This is a genomic window from Listeria monocytogenes (assembly GCF_013282665.1).
GTDB classification, from domain to species: Bacteria; Bacillota; Bacilli; order Lactobacillales; family Listeriaceae; genus Listeria; species Listeria monocytogenes_C.
The window spans coordinates 1751464-1769023 of sequence record NZ_CP054041.1 but is presented as its reverse complement, the minus strand read 5'-3'; the positions used below and the strand labels follow the sequence as shown (position 1 = coordinate 1769023).

14 protein-coding genes are annotated in these 17560 nt (G+C 37.6%); 4 read left to right on the top strand and 10 right to left on the bottom strand.

What is annotated here, in order from left to right:
• Position 1: 1 nt before the first annotated feature.
• From HRK21_RS08850 to secA2, 7 genes are all read right to left on the bottom strand, one after another.
• Entirely contained in the window at positions 2-415 is a 414-nt protein-coding gene (locus tag HRK21_RS08850; protein WP_003738271.1) for a DUF2177 family protein, read from the bottom strand.
• Between the two features lie 137 nt (positions 416-552).
• A complete protein-coding gene (locus HRK21_RS08845; protein ID WP_070006330.1) occupies positions 553-1956 on the bottom strand; it encodes a cryptochrome/photolyase family protein in 1404 nt (467 codons plus the stop codon).
• 111 nt (positions 1957-2067) lie between these two features.
• Positions 2068-4533 (bottom strand): hypothetical protein, encoded by a 2466-nt coding sequence (locus HRK21_RS08840; RefSeq protein ID WP_070006331.1) that lies wholly within the window; start codon positions 4531-4533, stop codon positions 2068-2070.
• Positions 4534-4550: 17 nt separating this feature from the next.
• Positions 4551-5576: a WxLIP family cell surface protein gene (locus tag HRK21_RS08835; protein ID WP_070006332.1), complete on the bottom strand. Its 1026-nt coding sequence runs from the start codon at positions 5574-5576 to the stop codon at positions 4551-4553.
• 68 nt (positions 5577-5644) lie between these two features.
• The gene (locus HRK21_RS08830; RefSeq protein ID WP_069888171.1) at positions 5645-6358 is read right to left on the bottom strand and encodes a WxL domain-containing protein; all 714 of its coding nucleotides are present in this window, start codon (positions 6356-6358) and stop codon (positions 5645-5647) included.
• A 255-nt stretch (positions 6359-6613) separates the two neighbouring features.
• Entirely contained in the window at positions 6614-7786 is a 1173-nt protein-coding gene (locus HRK21_RS08825) for an AI-2E family transporter (RefSeq protein ID WP_003738266.1), read from the bottom strand.
• Positions 7787-7901: 115 nt separating this feature from the next.
• Positions 7902-10232 (bottom strand): accessory Sec system translocase SecA2, encoded by a 2331-nt coding sequence (secA2, locus tag HRK21_RS08820; protein WP_069888170.1) that lies wholly within the window; start codon positions 10230-10232, stop codon positions 7902-7904.
• A 425-nt stretch (positions 10233-10657) separates the two neighbouring features.
• On the opposite strand from secA2, the gene HRK21_RS08815 reads away from it, so the two are divergent.
• Both HRK21_RS08815 and HRK21_RS08810 read left to right on the top strand, forming a co-directional pair.
• Positions 10658-12064: an invasion associated endopeptidase gene (locus HRK21_RS08815; protein WP_077952730.1), complete on the top strand. Its 1407-nt coding sequence runs from the start codon at positions 10658-10660 to the stop codon at positions 12062-12064.
• 87 nt (positions 12065-12151) lie between these two features.
• Positions 12152-13336, top strand: a complete 1185-nt coding sequence (locus tag HRK21_RS08810) for a class I SAM-dependent rRNA methyltransferase (protein ID WP_003738263.1) — start codon at positions 12152-12154, stop codon at positions 13334-13336.
• Between the two features lie 29 nt (positions 13337-13365).
• Here the strand turns inward: HRK21_RS08810 and HRK21_RS08805 are convergent, their stop codons facing one another.
• Both HRK21_RS08805 and HRK21_RS08800 read right to left on the bottom strand, forming a co-directional pair.
• Positions 13366-14022 (bottom strand): alpha/beta hydrolase, encoded by a 657-nt coding sequence (locus HRK21_RS08805; RefSeq protein WP_031695165.1) that lies wholly within the window; start codon positions 14020-14022, stop codon positions 13366-13368.
• 21 nt (positions 14023-14043) lie between these two features.
• Positions 14044-14253 carry a YdbC family protein gene (locus tag HRK21_RS08800; protein WP_069888168.1) on the bottom strand — a complete coding sequence of 70 codons (210 nt, stop codon included), beginning with the start codon at positions 14251-14253 and terminating at the stop codon, positions 14044-14046.
• 163 nt (positions 14254-14416) lie between these two features.
• Between HRK21_RS08800 and HRK21_RS08795 the strand changes: the two genes are divergently transcribed.
• Positions 14417-15169 carry a threonine/serine exporter family protein gene (locus HRK21_RS08795; protein WP_003729317.1) on the top strand — a complete coding sequence of 251 codons (753 nt, stop codon included), beginning with the start codon at positions 14417-14419 and terminating at the stop codon, positions 15167-15169.
• Positions 15170-15182: 13 nt separating this feature from the next.
• A complete protein-coding gene (locus HRK21_RS08790; protein ID WP_003729316.1) occupies positions 15183-15641 on the top strand; it encodes a threonine/serine exporter family protein in 459 nt (152 codons plus the stop codon).
• A 56-nt stretch (positions 15642-15697) separates the two neighbouring features.
• On the opposite strand, the gene HRK21_RS08785 is transcribed toward HRK21_RS08790, so the two are convergent.
• The gene (locus HRK21_RS08785) at positions 15698-17161 is read right to left on the bottom strand and encodes a MucBP domain-containing protein (protein WP_070006334.1); all 1464 of its coding nucleotides are present in this window, start codon (positions 17159-17161) and stop codon (positions 15698-15700) included.
• Positions 17162-17560 lie beyond the last annotated feature (399 nt).

Genomic DNA, 17560 nt, shown 5'->3' with positions numbered 1-17560 from the left:
ATTAGGAACCTACTCCCGAGAAGAAATGCAGATTAATAAAGTAAACAATTACGGAAGTTACAGTCGTCACAGCCGTTCCCCAAACAAGATCAATAATAGTCATCGTAACTGGCCAATCTTTCAATGTCGCTAAATTCGTCAAATCATACGTCGCATAACAAACTAGACCAAACAACGCGCCTGCTAAAATGGTGTAACCTAAACTTCCTTTTTCTGTCCCTGGAAGTAAAACGAAGAAGGTAACACCAACGACATAAATAAAGTAAAAAATAACTGCTGGAGCAAGTTTTACATCCCCCATTAAATCCCCGATAAATTGTTGATACATTTTTTTAGAAGCTACGAGTAACCAAAAAAGATCGAAAATCAAGAAAACTACTGCACTCGTTAGAAATAGCTTTAAAAATTGTGCCATTGCGATTCCCCCTTATCACTTGATAAATGAATTTTAACATACCCAGGTTCCTACTCCTAGAAGGTTGCTCAAGACCCATTCTTTGTGAATACTGCCACAAAAAAATCAATCATTTAATTAAATGATTGACTCATTATCTATATATTTCCCCTATAATGCTCTTTGCTAAACTCATAGCGTGCAATGGCTAATTTCCGCCGTTCTTTATGGTCAACTAACGGGAATGGATAGTCTTTTCCTAAAATCAAACCATGCTCTTTTTGCACTGTTTCTGACATTTTTTCTGGTTGATGAATATATTTATCTGGTAGATTTGCTAACTCTTTTACATATTTTCTAATAAATTTCCCAGTCGGATCGAATTTTTGTGCTTGTGTCGTTGGGTTGAAAATCCTAAAGTATGGCACCGCATCCGTTCCAGTCGAAGCCGCCCATTGCCAGCCACCAATATTACTCGCAGGATCATAATCAATCAGCATTTGTTGAAAATATTTTTCGCCAAAACGCCAATCAATCAGCAAATCTTTTGTTAAAAAGGACGCCGTAATCATTCTTAGTCGATTATGCATCCAACCAGTTTCTTTCAACTGGCGCATCGCTGCATCAACGAGCGGGAAACCAGTCTCCCCTTCTTGCCACGCTTTGAAATATTCGCGGTTGTTTTCCCATTCAATAAAACGATAATTTTCTTGGATGGGCTCGTTTTTTTGATTAGGGAAAGAAACGTAAATCATATTATAAAAGTCGCGCCAACAAAGTTCTTTTTCAAATGTAGCTCGTCCTTCTGTTGCTTCTGTTTCTTGAAGTACCTGCCAAATCGTCCGAATCGAGATTTCTCCCGTCCGTAAATAACGTGATAAATGGCTTGTTTTATCCAGTTCCGGGAAATCTCTCGCTTTGTCATAGTCAGCAATATCGTGTTTAATAAAATTCGCAAGTCTCGTATTCGCTGCTCGTTCACCAGAATCTAATATCGGCAAATCGCAAGTCATTTCTGCAAACTGTTCTTCGTATTTCGAAAACAAACTTTCTTTCCGGACATTCTCTGGCTTTAAAGTCACTTTGAACGGTGTTTCTTTTATTTCTTCGCGCCATTTTTTATAGTAAGGGGTAAAAATTTTATAGTATTCTGTGGGAGATTTCTTTACTTCTTCCGCTGAATGAAGATAGCTGTCGTGGAAGGATTGAACCTCGATTTTTTGTTCGTCAAAGAAAGCTTGCGCCGCCTCGTCCCGCTCTGCTCCGTAACCTGTTTCATCACGATTGAAATAAACTTTATCCCAGCTTGGTAGCGTATCTTTTAGTTGCTTGAAGCATTCTACCGGTTCACCAAACATGATTTGTAAATGCGCAGTTTTATCGATTTCTTGCTTAAAATGAGCCACACTTGCAAAAAAAGCTTGATGACTAGGACTTCCTGTGATGAATTGTATTGGATTTACTTGAAATAACAAAAGCAAATCGTCCTCTTTACAGGCATGATAGAGGGCTTTATTATCATTTACTCGAAGATCTCTCCGAAACCACATTACCGAAGTCATGTTCTTCCACCTTTCGCAAATTACTTAACGCTATTATACGAGAAACTAGTGCATTTAGAAAACAATGGGCTTAAAACACGAAAAAACCTGTTAACTTTTGCTAACAGGTTTTTACGGAGCGTCCGTCAAAGTCCACTCGATTGTCGTTTCATAGCTTTCATCCACATAGGCTTCCGCTGCATCAACTTCCACCAAAATCCCTTGGTCTTCTGCCCATTCTATCGGAACAATCATCTCACTTGCTGACTGTGATTCAAAAATGGTGATTGGTTCAGCGGAAAGAATTTTTTTCTCTCCAGTATTATCAATAAAAATGAGTCCATTTGGCAAAGTATGCGCCGAATTCATCGTGGAAGTCAGCGGTGTTTTAACGGTCGCTGTTACGCTAAATTTGCCGCCTGCCCCTCTTGAATCAAGTACAGAAAAATCAAAGTCAGCATTTCGTTTAGCGATATTTTTTTGTTGATTAAGCTCCATTGTTTCGAAGGAAATCGTTTCTGGGACATGATTAAATTTGAGCTCCCCCGTGACCTGAATCGCAATCTCTTTCGTTAATCCACCAACTTGTATCGTTGCCGTGTAGGTCCCTGTTTCTTTTTTTAAATTGGTGCTAGCTACTTTCAACTCTGTACTTAAGTCCTCGCCAGTTTCGATATGGAATGCTTTTGCACCTGATTTCGTTAAAATAAATTGCTCCAGTTCGGCATCATTAAGTTCCATAATATCTTTTACATTTACCGAAAAGCCCGCCGCTCGTAATGCTTTACCGTCTTGGATCTCTGTTTCATCATCTTTAATAAAAACGGGTACACGGATATCCACGTAATTTTGCGCCTTATCTTCTAAACGAACAATGGCTTCTGCGGGTCCAAAAACACTGGTGTCAGGTGCACTTCGTAAAATAGTTGTAATTCCCGCTCCAGACGTATTATCAGAATGATCATAAATATTTGTTACTAATTTGGATACATCCGGAAAGGGATCTCCAAGTCGGATAATTTGAGTAACTGCCTCCCCACTTGGCGGAGTCACGTCCTCCACAGTTACATCGTCTAATGTTATCTTTTTTTGGTCTTGTTTGATGGTTGTAGTCAAATTAATGTAAGGCTTGATAAAACCGTTTGGAATAGCAATTCGATATGTTCCATCATCATTTGCCTGTCCTTCTATAACTTTATTTCCCCCATTTTCTGTATATGAAATGCTAATAACAGCGTTTGGTGTTGCTGTTCCTGTAATTTCATTATCTGCGTCTGTCACTGGATTTATCGTTCCCTCCAGTCGCCCCATCGCAATCATTCGTGCGGTATTTTGATTAAAATTAGCAGGAGTCATCCCAGCATTTGTTGATAGAATTTTCGTCGTTGTCCCTGTATAAGTCAAACTCCCCGTCACATTTTCCCCATTTGGCAAACTAAAACTTTGCGCTGCCAAATCCGTTCGATCAATGGTTCCTGCCGTATCCCAGTAATTCACCATTTGTGCACTTAAATTAAAGGTATTCGCATAAGGCCAGTAAAACATCGGCGTATTCGAATTGGTCGTAATTAAAAAACTCAGAGGATCATTTATATCTAACTTCGCCGTCGCATTATAAAACTGGATAATATAGCCAGTTCCGCCTGTTTTATTTAAGATAAAGCGGGCATCAGGACTTACGGTAACATCATTAGCCAACCACAGAAGTGGATTCGCACCAGCTGTTTTTGTCATCGTTACATCTGCACCTTCTGCAATTTTAACAGCTCCGCCCGGTGTGTCTCGAAAAATATTATTATTAGACGTAATAGCTAACTTCGCATTCTTTTTCACATCTATATCAATTGGTTTTGTCCCTGAACGATAAAACATCCCTGTCCCATTAGAAAGTATCGTCACATCTGCATTTTCTTCCACTGTAAAAGTATTTACCTCAGCCGTTCCACTTCCGAACCAAAAAACACTATTCGCATTCGAACTTGCGTGATTGATATTCAATTTGCCGGAAACGCTCACACCTTTAATTTCCGCCACTTCATTCGGTGCTGCCGAACCAGATACAACCGATGCGATTGTTATATCATTAGTTCCTTTAAAATTTGCTGTTCCATTCAAATTATAAATCATTTGCGGACCTTGGTAATGAACATTTTCATAGTTTTGTACGACGTTTTTCGCAGCTGCATAAACGGAAATCGTCCCATAATAATTTTTCCCGACAATATTGATATCTTTTAACGTTGTCTCTTTCGCACCTGTGTTTGTATTAACTGTAATCACGCTACTCTGGGCACCAGCTGATGCCATTGTTTCTGTCAAAGTATGTCTTTCACCTGTTGCTGGATTTTTCCCTGATAAAGTAAATGTCTTTTTCGCTGCTGGGATGATAATTCCACCCGATAATTCAACATCTGCACCTAAATAAACTGTGTCTATTCCATTATCTTCGGAGATAGCTGTTTTTAATTCTGCAAAATTAGTCACTATCGCTTCATTTGGTGCTAAGTCCGGACTCCCATTTTCCGCTGCTACCACTATTTTAAAACCAAGAAAAAGAGCCGCAATGGTCAATACAAGTATTAATTTTTTGAAAGCCAATTCGCCAGCTCCTTTCTTTATTTTTCTTGTTTTTGTCTTCGTTTTCTTATAGCCAAGATGATGATTAGTGCTATAAGAACCACACCTGCAGCAATCGCAACGTAAAGCCATGTGTTCGTTTTCTCTAGGTTTACTGCTTCTTTATTTAAGTTTTGTCCTTCTTTACCAATGGTGAATGCTTCGTCCCAAGTCCAGGTTTCCACACCATTTGTTGCAGTCATTTTTAATCTGTATTTGCCTTCTTTTAAAGGTTGATTTTCCAAGTCAATCCCAAAATCAAAATTGGAATTTGGCGCCATTTTCATATTCGCTTTCTTTGTTTGGTAAAGTAATTTATACGAATTTTGTTGATAGACTTTTGCATCAATACTTAGGTTTTCCAGAATGACTGGTTGATCGTTTTGTAATTTGGCAACTATCGCTGTGTGATAGTTGAGGAGTGCCGGTTTGATACTTAGTAAATTCATATGTGGTTTGACTTGTTTGTCGGTTTCAGCTAGTTGCATGCCGACAATATAGGAATATTCATTTTTTAAGGAGACACCTTTTGTTTTCTTTGTCTCTTTGGTGTTTTTCTTTTTAAACTCTACTGCGCCCAAAACAACGCCATCAATCGATTCAGCAGGCATTTCAATCATCACTTGGACGGTCTTTTTGCCATTTACTGGTATCGTTAGGAGTTTTTGGTCGTCTGGAATTTTAGCTAGTTCTGGAAGTGGATATTTTAAACTTTTATCTTTTTTCGTAAGATCATTTTTAGTGTAATCAATGACACCTGTTCGATTGGTAGATGCATAATTGATTGCTGCTTCCACTTGAATTTCTTCATTCGAACTATTCATCACATCGATTTCTACTGCTTGTTTTTTGTTTGGCTGCATTTTTAAGTCAAAATAAGTTTGCCTTTTATCTATTTGGTTATCCGGAATATGAGCTTGAACAGAATAGCCAACATCTCCTTCTGCCGCCTGTGCTTCTGTAAAATTGCCGCATGTGGCTAATAATGGAATAATGAACAATAAACTAAGAAACTTCTTCTTCAATTAAACCTTCCTTCCATCGTCTTTAATAAAAAGTTTGCGTCTAGAAGAGAATTCTAAACGCAAATTTTTTAAACTCCTGGCGCGTCAGATAATGTCCATGTAATAGTTGCTTCATGGTCTCCAAGTGTTGCGCTTCCTGCTGGTATCGTTAATTGTACATTGTCATTTAAGCTAGCCGTATCATTTGGTGTAGTGCCAAACCAACGATTAATCCATGTTCCCATACCTTCAGATGCTTTTGCCGAAACAACACTCACAATTGAAGTTCCATCTGTCGGTAATTCAACGGTTTGAGCAGCCGTTGGTGTCGTTGCTGTGGTGCTAGCTGAGGCTGTTTCTCCGTTTTTAAATGATAATGTTGCTCCGGACAAAGAAGCTGTACCATCTTCATCTTGAAAAGCGGTTGCAGTTGCTGTCACTTTCCACCCTGCGCCTGTTCCACGACGGTCAGATATTTGGATGAACGGTTTTCTTGATGTGGAGGAATAGCTTTGTTCTGTGGATGATACTTCATGCTCTCCAAAATTAACTGAAGATACATAATCCAATGTCAATGAACCTGTATTTCCAGTCCCTGGATCAGTTGGATTACTCGGGTCTAACGGGTCGATTGGTTTTGTTGGGTCTTCCGGATCAACCGGCTCAACAATGCCTGTCCCCGCCTTAAATTTAACGGTTGCTTTTGAATCTCCCTCAGAAGTTACTGCAAAAGCAGATGGTGCGAAAAGTGTGACTGAACTTATGCCAATTAATCCTACAATTAATGTTTTTTTGATAATCATTGTTTGTTTCCCCTTTCCTTGTCATTGGCTTCATATTATGATGAAAAATACGTCAATTCAATGTACAATTTATTAAAAATAGAGAAAAACTTCATGTTAATACCTAAATTTCGTAATAAATATTACACAATATAACTCTATTACTACGTTCAGCTTGTAAAGAGAAAAATTATGTCTTTTTTGTGAACATTGATTTTCAAGACCCAAAAAAACACGAGTAGTTAGAAAAAGCATCTAATTACTCGTGTTTTAATTTTATAATTCTTTTTCTTCCGTTGGAGGTTCTACATACTCACTTGCAGGTTGTTCACCGTAAAGACCGGAGATACGTTTGAACCAAATAAATACATGCGTTACGATTACTTTAAGTACCGCATAACCTGGAACTGCGAAGATAACCCCTAGTATACCGAATAGATTTCCGGCTACTAAAATAACAAATAAAATCGTGATTGGGTGTACTTTTAACGTTTTACCCATTACTTGAGGAGAAATGAATTTACCTTCAAGTAATTGAACAACACACCATACAATAATTAATTTAATTAATAACCAAGGAGAAGTAACTATCGCGATAATAATTGCTGGCGTAATCGCAATTGCTGGTCCTAAGTAAGGAACAATACTAGTACACGCTGCGATAATAGCAAGCGTTAATGCATATGGTAGACCGATAATTAAATAACCAATAAATAATAGAATACCAATACATAAGCTTACGATAATTTGTCCGCGAATGTAAGAACTAATTTGGTGGTTTGCTTCACCAAGCACTTGGCGAGTGTGCGCACGACCATTTACTGGTAACATTTTTAGTAGGAAATCTGGTAATTTTTTCCCATCTTTTAATAAGTAGAATAAAACAAGCGGCGTGGTTACTATCGCTAAGACCACTTCTGTTACTGTCCCAACAATGCTACCAATACTTGAAATAGCACTATTGATTACGGACGTTCCTTTTGTCGAAAGTGTCTTCATGATATCACTCATATTTGTATTCAATTTATCTTTTATTTGATCAAACAAACTCGAGCGACTGAACTCGTCAAATTTCTGTGTAATTTGATCCCAATATCCTGGGAATGATTTGAATAAACTAATAATCTGGTCTTTCACAGCTGGAATAACAAAACTAAATAGTAAAATGATTAAGCCAATAATCACTAAATAAAGTAATGCAATCGCCCAACCACGCTTCCACTTATGTTTTTCTAACCAATCAATAATAGGATTAAATAGATAGTAAGAAATCCCAGCTAAAATGATTGGTGCGGCGACGGTTTTAAGAATTACCATTAACGGATCAAAAATAAAGGCAATCTTAGTTAATACATAAATATCGAGTGCTACTAAAAGAAAAATTAGTAACCCTAACACAAACTTATTTTCTATAAAAAATTGTTTAAACTTTGTGAATGATCCCTTCACTTTCCCACCCTCTTTTGTCTAAATTTATTTTTGTTTTCTACTATTATATAGGTTAATACCCTCGTTCTCACTAAATTATCCCTGAATTTGGAAAAAATCAGACGTAGGTTGTATTTTAACCTTGAATTAGACCATCTGGGTCAAGTTCAAGCAAAGCATGAGCAAAGTAGAAATGGTAGTCTGCTTGGAATTTCTCAAATAATTGGGCACCTTCTTTTTGGTACATGACTAACGGATCTTGTTGTCCATATGCCCGCAAGTGGATACCTTCGCGTAATTGAACCATTGCGTCAAGATGCATAACCCACATTTGATCCATTAAATTTAAATACACTTCTCGCTCTATTGCAGCAATTGTATCAACAGGGAATTTATTACGTTCATTTTTGTGCCAAGATACGATTTCTTCTACCACTTCTCTTGGTTCCATTAATGTTACTTGGTCAAAAGAGAGTGGAAATTTAGTTCCGCCGAGTAATTCTTTTTGACGGGAATAATAAATTTCCAACTCTTCTTCCGGAATATCACTTGGATGGATAAACGAATATTCGGCCACTTCACGTAGAATTTTTTCAGAAGAGACCCCAAGTTTATTTCTTTCTAATAATAAGTCGCGTTCTTTATATACCATTTTGCGTTGTAAATCGATTACTTCATCATAAGAAAGCAAATCTTTACGAATATCATAGTTTGCTCCTTCTAGACGTTTTTGTGCGTCGACTACGACAGCGTGAATTTTTCTTGAATTAACTGGCTTCCCATCACGTGGCGCTTTGCGTTTAAGTTTCGTGGAAAGTTTCTCCCAGCTTTTACTTTCAAATTGTTCTAACAAATCGTCTTCCAAGGAAATCATAAACTTACTGAAACCAGGGTCTCCGCGTCGCCCAGAACGTCCCATAAGTTGTAAATCTATTCGGCGACTTTCATGGCGTTCTGTACCAATTACCGCTAGTCCACCTAGCTTATGCACATCTGGATCCAGCTTGATATCTGTTCCCCGACCAGCCATGTTCGTTGCTAAAGTTACCATCCCGCGTTTCCCAGCTTTGGCAATAATTTCTGCTTCTTGGGCATGGTTTTTTGCATTCAATACTTGATGCGGAATTCCAGCAGCATTGAGCAAGCCACTAATCCATTCATTACTTTTAATAGAAGAGGTTCCGATTAAAGTTGGCTGCCCTTTTTCGTAGCGCCAAGATACTTCATATACGATAGCGCGCCCTTTTTCCTTTTTCGTATAAAAAATGTCATCTTGCATGTCTTCCCGGTTTACACGCAAATTGGTAGGAATTACGACGACATCCATGTTATAAATTTGACGGAATTCTTCTTCTTCGGTTTTAGCCGTTCCAGTCATTCCAGAAATCTTCTTATACATCCGGAAGTAATTTTGGATGGTAATGGTTGCTAGCGTGCGTGATTCTTCTTTTACTTCCACGCCTTCTTTCGCCTCAATAGCCTGATGAAGCCCGTCATTGAATCGGCGACCAGGAAGTGCACGACCAGTATGTGGATCAATAATCAATACTTCATCGTCAAGCACTACATAATCTTTGTCTTTGTGCATCAAGAAATGAGCTCGCATTAAAAGCATTGTAATTCGAAGCTCTGACTGCGCCTCGGCAGAATAAAGTGATTCCACGTTCCAAAACCTCTGCGCCTTCTCAATCCCCGCATCATTCAACCATACAAAGCGTTTATGTTCTTCCATCTCATAATCATCTTTCATCATCTTTTCTACTAGCTCGTTCGCTTTATGATAAAGTGATAAATCTTCTTCTTTACGGTCAGAAATGAGTAATGGCGTTCTCGCTTCATCAATTAAAATCGAATCTGCTTCATCTATTAAAACAAAATCAAGTCCACTCTGCACCTTATCTTCTTTTTGGCGTACCATATTATCGCGTAAATAATCAAAGCCAAATTCAGAAGCCGTTCCATAAATAACATCTGCTGTATAAATCGCCTTTTTTTGCTCTTTGTCTAACCCTGATTCATTTAGCGCAACGGAAACACCGAGATATTCTAGAACCTGCCCAATCTCTTCCCGGTCACGCCTTGCTAAATACTCATTGGCAGTAACAAGGTGCACGCGATTTCCACGCATTACTTCTATAAACATAACAAATAACGACATCAATGTTTTACCTTCGCCGGTTTTCATTTCTGCCACTTTGCCATCCCCTAGAACGAGGGCTCCAATTAATTGCACCACTACTGCATCCAAGCCGATAATACGACTTGCTGCTTCTCTCGCAAGTGCAAAAATATTAACTTTATCTCGTTCCGTCATTGGTTTTGTCTTGAATTTCTCTCGCCAAAAATTGGTTTGCTCACAAAGTTCAGCTTGATCCATATTTTTATATAAGCCCTCTTTTTTGACAATTTGACGGGCTATTTCTCGGTACTGTTTTACTATTTTGCGATCATCATAATTCTGTCTCATTATATAACATCCTCCATACCTTCTATTATAGAATACTATAAACGCATCTGGCAATTCATTTCGAGTTACAAAGAACGGAAAAACTGCCGGTTTTTTATATTACAAATGTATTAAATTTTTCTATTAACAAAAAACAATAGGTTTCCCATAGCGAAAGTTGTTGATTAACGTTCACATCCTACTTACACTATAAAGGATTACCCAGCAGTACATCTCAAGCCCTAAGAATACACGTTCGTTTTTTTACTGTTACAGAATTATTACAAATAGTTGGTATAGTCCTCTCATGTCTTTAGAACCATTCTCGCATCATTTGTTTTTTAAGTAAAAACTGGGTAAACTTAGTATTAATCAATATAAAATTAATTCTCAAATACTTATTTACGTACTGGGATTTTCTGAAAAAAGAGAGGAGTTTTATGAACATGAAAAAAGCAACTATCGCGGCTACAGCTGGGATTGCGGTAACAGCATTTGCTGCTCCAACAATCGCATCCGCAAGCACAGTAGTAGTAGAAGCTGGAGATACTCTTTGGGGTATCGCACAAAGTAAAGGGACTACTGTCGACGCAATTAAAAAAGCAAACAATTTAACAACTGATAAAATCGTACCAGGTCAAAAATTACAAGTAACTGAAGTAAATGAGGTTGCTGCTGAAAAAACAGAGAAATCTGTTAGCGCAACTTGGCTAAACGTCCGTACTGGCGCTGGTGTTGATAACAGTATTATTACGTCCATCAAAGGTGGCACTAAAGTAACTGTTGAAACAACAGAATCTAACGGCTGGCACAAAATTACTTACAATGATGGAAAAACTGGTTTCGTTAACGGTAAATACTTAACTGATAAAGTAGCAAACACTCCTGTAACAACACCAGAAGTGAAAAAAGAAGCTACTACTCAACAAGCTGCACCTGCTGCAGAAACAAAAACAGAAGTAAAACAAGCAACACAAGCAACAACACCTGCTCCTAAAGTGGTAGAAACTAAAGAAACTCCAGTAGTAGACCAAAACGCTACTACACACACTGTTAAAAGTGGTGACACAATTTGGGCTTTATCCGTAAAATATGGTGTATCAGTTCAAGACATTATGTCATGGAATAATTTATCTTCTTCTTCTATTTATGTAGGTCAAAAACTTGCTATTAAACAAACTGCTAATACAGCTACTCCAAAAGCAGAAGTGAAAACGGAAGCTCCAGCAGCTGAAAAACAAGCAGCACCAGCAGTTAAAGAAAATACAAATACAAACACAGCCACTACAGAGAAAAAAGAAACAGCTACACAACAACAAACAGCACCTAAAGCACCAACAGAAGCTGCGAAACCAGCTCCTGCACCATCGACGAATACAAATAATAATACAAGTACACCATCTAAAAATACAAACACAAATACAAACACAAACACAAATACAAATACAAACACGAACACAAATGCTAACCAAGGTTCTTCCAACAATAACAGCAATTCAAGTGCAAGTGCTATTATTGCTGAAGCTCAAAAACATCTTGGAAAAGCATATTCATGGGGTGGTAACGGACCAACTACATTTGATTGCTCTGGTTACACTAAATATGTATTTGCTAAAGCAGGAATCTCCCTTCCACGTACTTCTGGCGCACAATACGCTAGCACTACAAGAATCTCTGAATCTCAAGCAAAACCTGGTGATTTAGTATTCTTTGACTATGGTAGCGGAATTTCTCACGTTGGTATCTACGTTGGTAACGGTCAAATGATTAATGCACAAGACAATGGCGTTAAATACGATAACATCCACGGCTCTGGCTGGGGTAAATATCTAGTTGGCTTCGGTCGCGTATAATTAATAACTTAAAGTAACCTGTGGAGCAGACAGTTCGCTTCACAGGTTTTTTGTTGGAAATTTTATCTTAATGAAAGACGGTGCATGATGAAGAACCTAATCAAAGTAAAAGTCTTCCCTAAGTTCACTAAAGGCTATAAAGAAGGCTATCCCCTAATTCTTAAAGAACGTATCGAAAAATGGCCCAAAGAATTACAAGAAGGCGACGTATTAGAATTAACTGATATGAATGGTCAATTTATCGCTAGAGGCTATCACGGAGAACAAAATAAAGGTAGCGGCTGGCTTTTCACATGGGACAAGAAACAACAACTAGATGAAGACTTTCTAAAGAGTCTAATTACTTCCGCAATCGAGAAACGCCAATTTTTATTTACAGATGATTCTACTACTGCTTTTCGAATTTTTAATGGTGAAGGCGATGGTCTTGGCGGATTCACTGTTGATTATTACGATGGCTATCTCGTGATTCAGTGGTATAGCCATGGAATCTATGCTTTCCAGAAAATGATTATTGATATCCTCTTATCTTTTCCAGAAATAAAAGGTATTTATGAAAAAAGACGCTTTCAAGAAGATACAAAAGATGATTTTGTCGCCGGTCAAAAAGCGACTTTCCCACTTATTATTAAAGAAAATGGCATCAATTATGCAACTTACTTAGATGATGGCTGGATGACAGGGATTTTCCTAGACCAGCGTGATGTGCGCAGAAGAATTAGTGAAGATTACGCAGTTTCGAAAAACGTCTTAAACACTTTCTCGTATACTGGGGCATTCTCTGTTGCAGCTTTATTTGGCGGTGCGAGTAAAACGACAAGTGTAGATGTGGCAGGCCGTTCGCTCAGCAAAACGAAAGAACAATTAGAAGTAAATGGACTTGATCCAAGTGAGCAAGCAATTATCGTAGAGGATGTTTTTCATTATTTCAAATATGCGACTCGCAAACAATTAACATTTGATTTAGTCGTTGTTGATCCACCTAGCTTTGCTCGTACAAAAAAAGTGACTTTCCGAGCATCAAAAGATTATCCAGCTATGCTTCGTGAAATCATTGATATCACTGCTCCGAATGGTACTATCATTGCTTCCACTAACTATGCCGGCTTCGGGATGAAAGCATTTAAAAAATTAATTGCGGAAGCCTTCCAAACAAGCGACCGTACTTACAAAATTGTCGAAACCCATTCTTTACCTGCAGACTTTACCGTAAATCCAAACTTTCCTGAGGGGAATTATTTAAAAGTACTCTTTCTTACTTTGGATATTTAAAAACAGCGACCACACTGGGTCGCTGTTTTTTATTTATTTTTCACTGATTTGTTTGGCAGAAAGCTTTCAAACCAGTTATATAAGTCATCTTCTTCTGCTTCGTTGATATTATGTCCAACAAAATAACGATGCTTTTCTACCCTACAACCCATTTTCTCGAAAAATTTAGCAATGTCTTCTGCTTCAGAAATTTGAATGACAGCATCTTCTATCCCGTGACCGATAAAAATTCGCTTGTCTTTCAACATTAAGTTTGCAGGTCTTTCTTCCATATAATACGGCAAACGTCCGCTCAGTAAGGCTGCTGCTTTATACTGACCTCCATAATTTTGCAAAATAGATATCGTTAAAACTGCGCCTTGATCAAAACCAGCAAGAAAAACTTGTTCTTTATCTATTGAAGTGTAATCATTACAAATTTTATCAATAAACTGAGCAACACGCTGGCTTATATAATCTACCTCACGCGGATTCGGGTCTCCTTCTGTCACCATATGATAAAAACCATAAGCAGGACCATAATCCACATCCCCACGCATGGAAACAACAACAAAACGGTCCATTAATAACTCTAGGCGTCCCGCCATCTCCATCTCATCGCCACCAAAACCATGAAGGCCAAAAATTACTGGAAAAGTATCTCCGTCTTTTCTACCAATTGGTTCATAAATATCATAAGCAAACATTCTCATTCTATACACCAGCCCTTAATCTAACAGTTTTTTTAGTGCTTCTGCCTCTTCATCAGTTAGTGTAATCCCTTTTCCCATTTTCTCGTGACCCTCTGACCAGTCGCGGATATCATATTTAGGTGGGCGACCGTTCCAGCTTACTTTATTTAATTCCTTCCGCCAACCACGCGTGTTTTCGGACAATACGCCAATTTCTTCGATGATTTCATATTCAATATTCGCCAAAATAATCCTTATCCTTTCCGATTTTATATCTCCATACTATCAAATATTTACCCCAAATCACATCGAAACAATCACCAATTCAAAAAATGCATCCTTCCCACTAGAATTTTTGATTTGATTGCGTTACGATTGAGAAGTAATAAAGGGTTGGAGGTGCTTAGTTATGTCGAATGAAACAACAGATTATTTGCTAGAAACATGCTTAATGGCAGGCAAAATAATGATGGAAAGTGGCGCAGAAATGTATCGCGTGGAAGATACAATGAACCGCATTGCAACCATCGCTAGTAATAAAAAAGGGATTAGTTTCGTGACGCCAACTGGGCTTTTTATGTCGCTTGAAGGTGAGCGTAATGTACAATTACAGCAAATCCCAACAAGAACCATTAATTTAGAAAAAGTATCTATGGTCAATGAATTTTCTAGGGATTTCGCTGAAAAGAGAATTTCCTTAAAAGAATTACATACAAAGCTCGTTAATTTAGATAAAGATGTTCGCTACTTTCCTATCTGGTTGCAGATTATTGCGGCATCACTCGTTAGTGGATCGTTGATGGTTATTTTTGGTGGGGGTTGGTTTGATTTTATTCCAACTTGTATCATCGGAGCTATTGGTTTTATTATTTTTTATTATACGCAGATTTTTATGAAGGTGAAATTTCTGGCAGAATTTTTAGCTTCATTAAGCGTCGGGCTCCTAGCTGTTTTGACGATTTCGATTGGTTGGGGTATTAATTTGGATACGATGATCATTGGTGGCGTAATGCCGCTTGTTCCCGGCGTACCGATTACGAATGCGGTTCGGGATTTGATTGCTGGGCATTTGCTTAGTGGGATGGCACGCGGAACGGAAGCCCTACTTACTTCTTGTGCAATAGGAATTGGAATCGCGGTTGTTTTCCGCTTTTTCTTGTAAAGGAGGCACTATAATGGATTTAGTTTGGACTATTATCATTCAATTAGTGCTCAGTTACGTTGCGACGGTGACGTTTGCGATTATTACAAATGTGCCAAAAAGAGCGCTGAATGCTTGCGGTATTACAGGAACCTTTGGCTGGATGGCTTACTGGACTTTGATGCAAATGGATTCTGGAACAGGGGCGTCTTCCCTCGCCGGCGCTTTTGTCGTCGCAATTCTGAGTCACTTTTTTGCGAAACATAAAAAAATGCCGATTACGATATTTAATGTTCCCGGAATTGTACCACTCGTTCCCGGGGGACTTGCTTACCAAGCCGTGCGCAATTTTGTGTTAGGTGATTATACGGAAGCGATTGGTTTTTCCGTTCAAGTTACAGTGGTTGCTGGCGCGATTGCAGCGGGGTTAATGCTATCGGAAGTATTCAATCATAGTATTAGGGCATTTCGTGGACGGAAAGAACGTATTTAAAAAACCAATCTCTAGACGACGAGATTGGTTTTTTATTATCGAATAGTTTGATTTACTTATGGCTCAGGAATCATAAACCCATAAATAAGTATCTGGTACGTAACCACCACATCTTCACTAGTCAGTGTTCCTTCGCGATTGGCTGGTATAATTTTGTAGTTTTCCCATCTTTCAATCCCGGTACTACTGAAGTCAGCATTTTGCGAAATAACATAGGGGATTTGTTTCCCTTGATCATCCAGTATATTAAAGGTCATTCTTTCTGGTAACGAATATGTTTCTCCTTCTTTAGCTGGAATAACAATATCAGGCACTGCTTCTCCTTGATTATAAATTTGTTGATTGTAATTTAGTCTCATATGATATTGATCTAAATTAGGATAAACAGGTACTAAATCGCCGTTTTTATAGGTTGTTAAATCCGTTAAAACAAATGGATCTCCATTGCTATCAACAAATTTAATTGTTATTTTAACATCTTGCGCTTCTTTCGTATAGATATAGGTTACTTCTGTAGATTGATTAGTGAAAGTACCATTTGCATTGTTTGGCAGTTTCGTTGTATCTAATGTGTATCTATCAATTTGTAATTTGTATTTATCTGTTGAAACATCATATGGTTCGCCAATATTACCACTAATTGTTTGCGGATCATGGATTTGTTTTCCATCTTGATCGAGGTATTTAACAGTTACAGTAGCTACAGGCACTTTTTGATAAACATAAGTAACAACTTGCGCTTTCTCTGTAAAAGTTCCTGTTATATTCCCGTTTACTTCTTTTAATTGGTATCCCTCAATATTTTTCGTTACAGTCTGATATGGTTGGCCAATGTCGCCTTCGAGTGTTTCACTAGTCGCCAGTGAATTTCCTTGTTCATCTTGATAGTTTACAGCTACAGTCCCTTTTTCAACTACGGGAGTTGTATTATTTTTACTTGTATGTATATATCCTACATACGTATACCCTTTAATTGATTCAGGTTGTTTCGATTCTTTCGTTCCTTTTGCGACTGTTTGAGATTCTTGGGTTTTTATGTTACTATTTTCTGTTGCTTGAACAATCGACCCAACTAACAAACTACTACCGCCAAGGACAAGAAGAAATACTAGCAGCTGTTTGGCGTGTCTTTTTTTCAATGTAAGCAGTCCAATACCACTTCCTAATAAAATAAACCCTAGGATGATTAAATAAATATTTGGACCAATATCTCCAGCTTTTAATAGTGTCCCATTTTGATTTTTATTATTGTCAGAAGTATTATCTGTATTTGTAGTTGATCCTGATGTGTTTTTTTGGTATACAAAAGAATAGTTTTCATAATCATTTGTAAGTGTCTCGTTTGGATTTCCTTTGATAATACTATTTTTTTGCGTTTCTGTTAATGTGCTGATATCAATGTAATGATACGTGACATTGCTTCTATCAATTTCAGCAGCATTCACCGGTGAATTTCCAAAAAGAAAACCTGTGAAAAATAGTATTACTGCGAATACGCAAAGAAAGTATTTTTTCTTCATAGTACTATCCCTCCTCATATAACTAATTTCTCCTTTTAACTGCTCGCTCTCCCTGTCAAAAGGAAAACTACACTAGCACTTAATTGAGCTCAACAATTATATATTAGGCAAAAAACATTATCAATAACTTAAAATATGTTTTTTTCGTGAACAAAAATGATTTCTTTAAACTATTTAAATCATCTTATACTAGGAGTAATATTATTTCTTTCCACAGTTCCATATAGCCTAAACAGTAAAACTATATTTAAAATCTATACAGAATTGGGCTAAATATTATATAAGAATCTTAAATTATTATCAAGTGTATAAATATGTCTTTTTTGTGAATCAATCCATTTTTTTGTATAGAATTGAACCTAATAATCACCTAAACTGCTTTGATATTCAAAAAAGAAG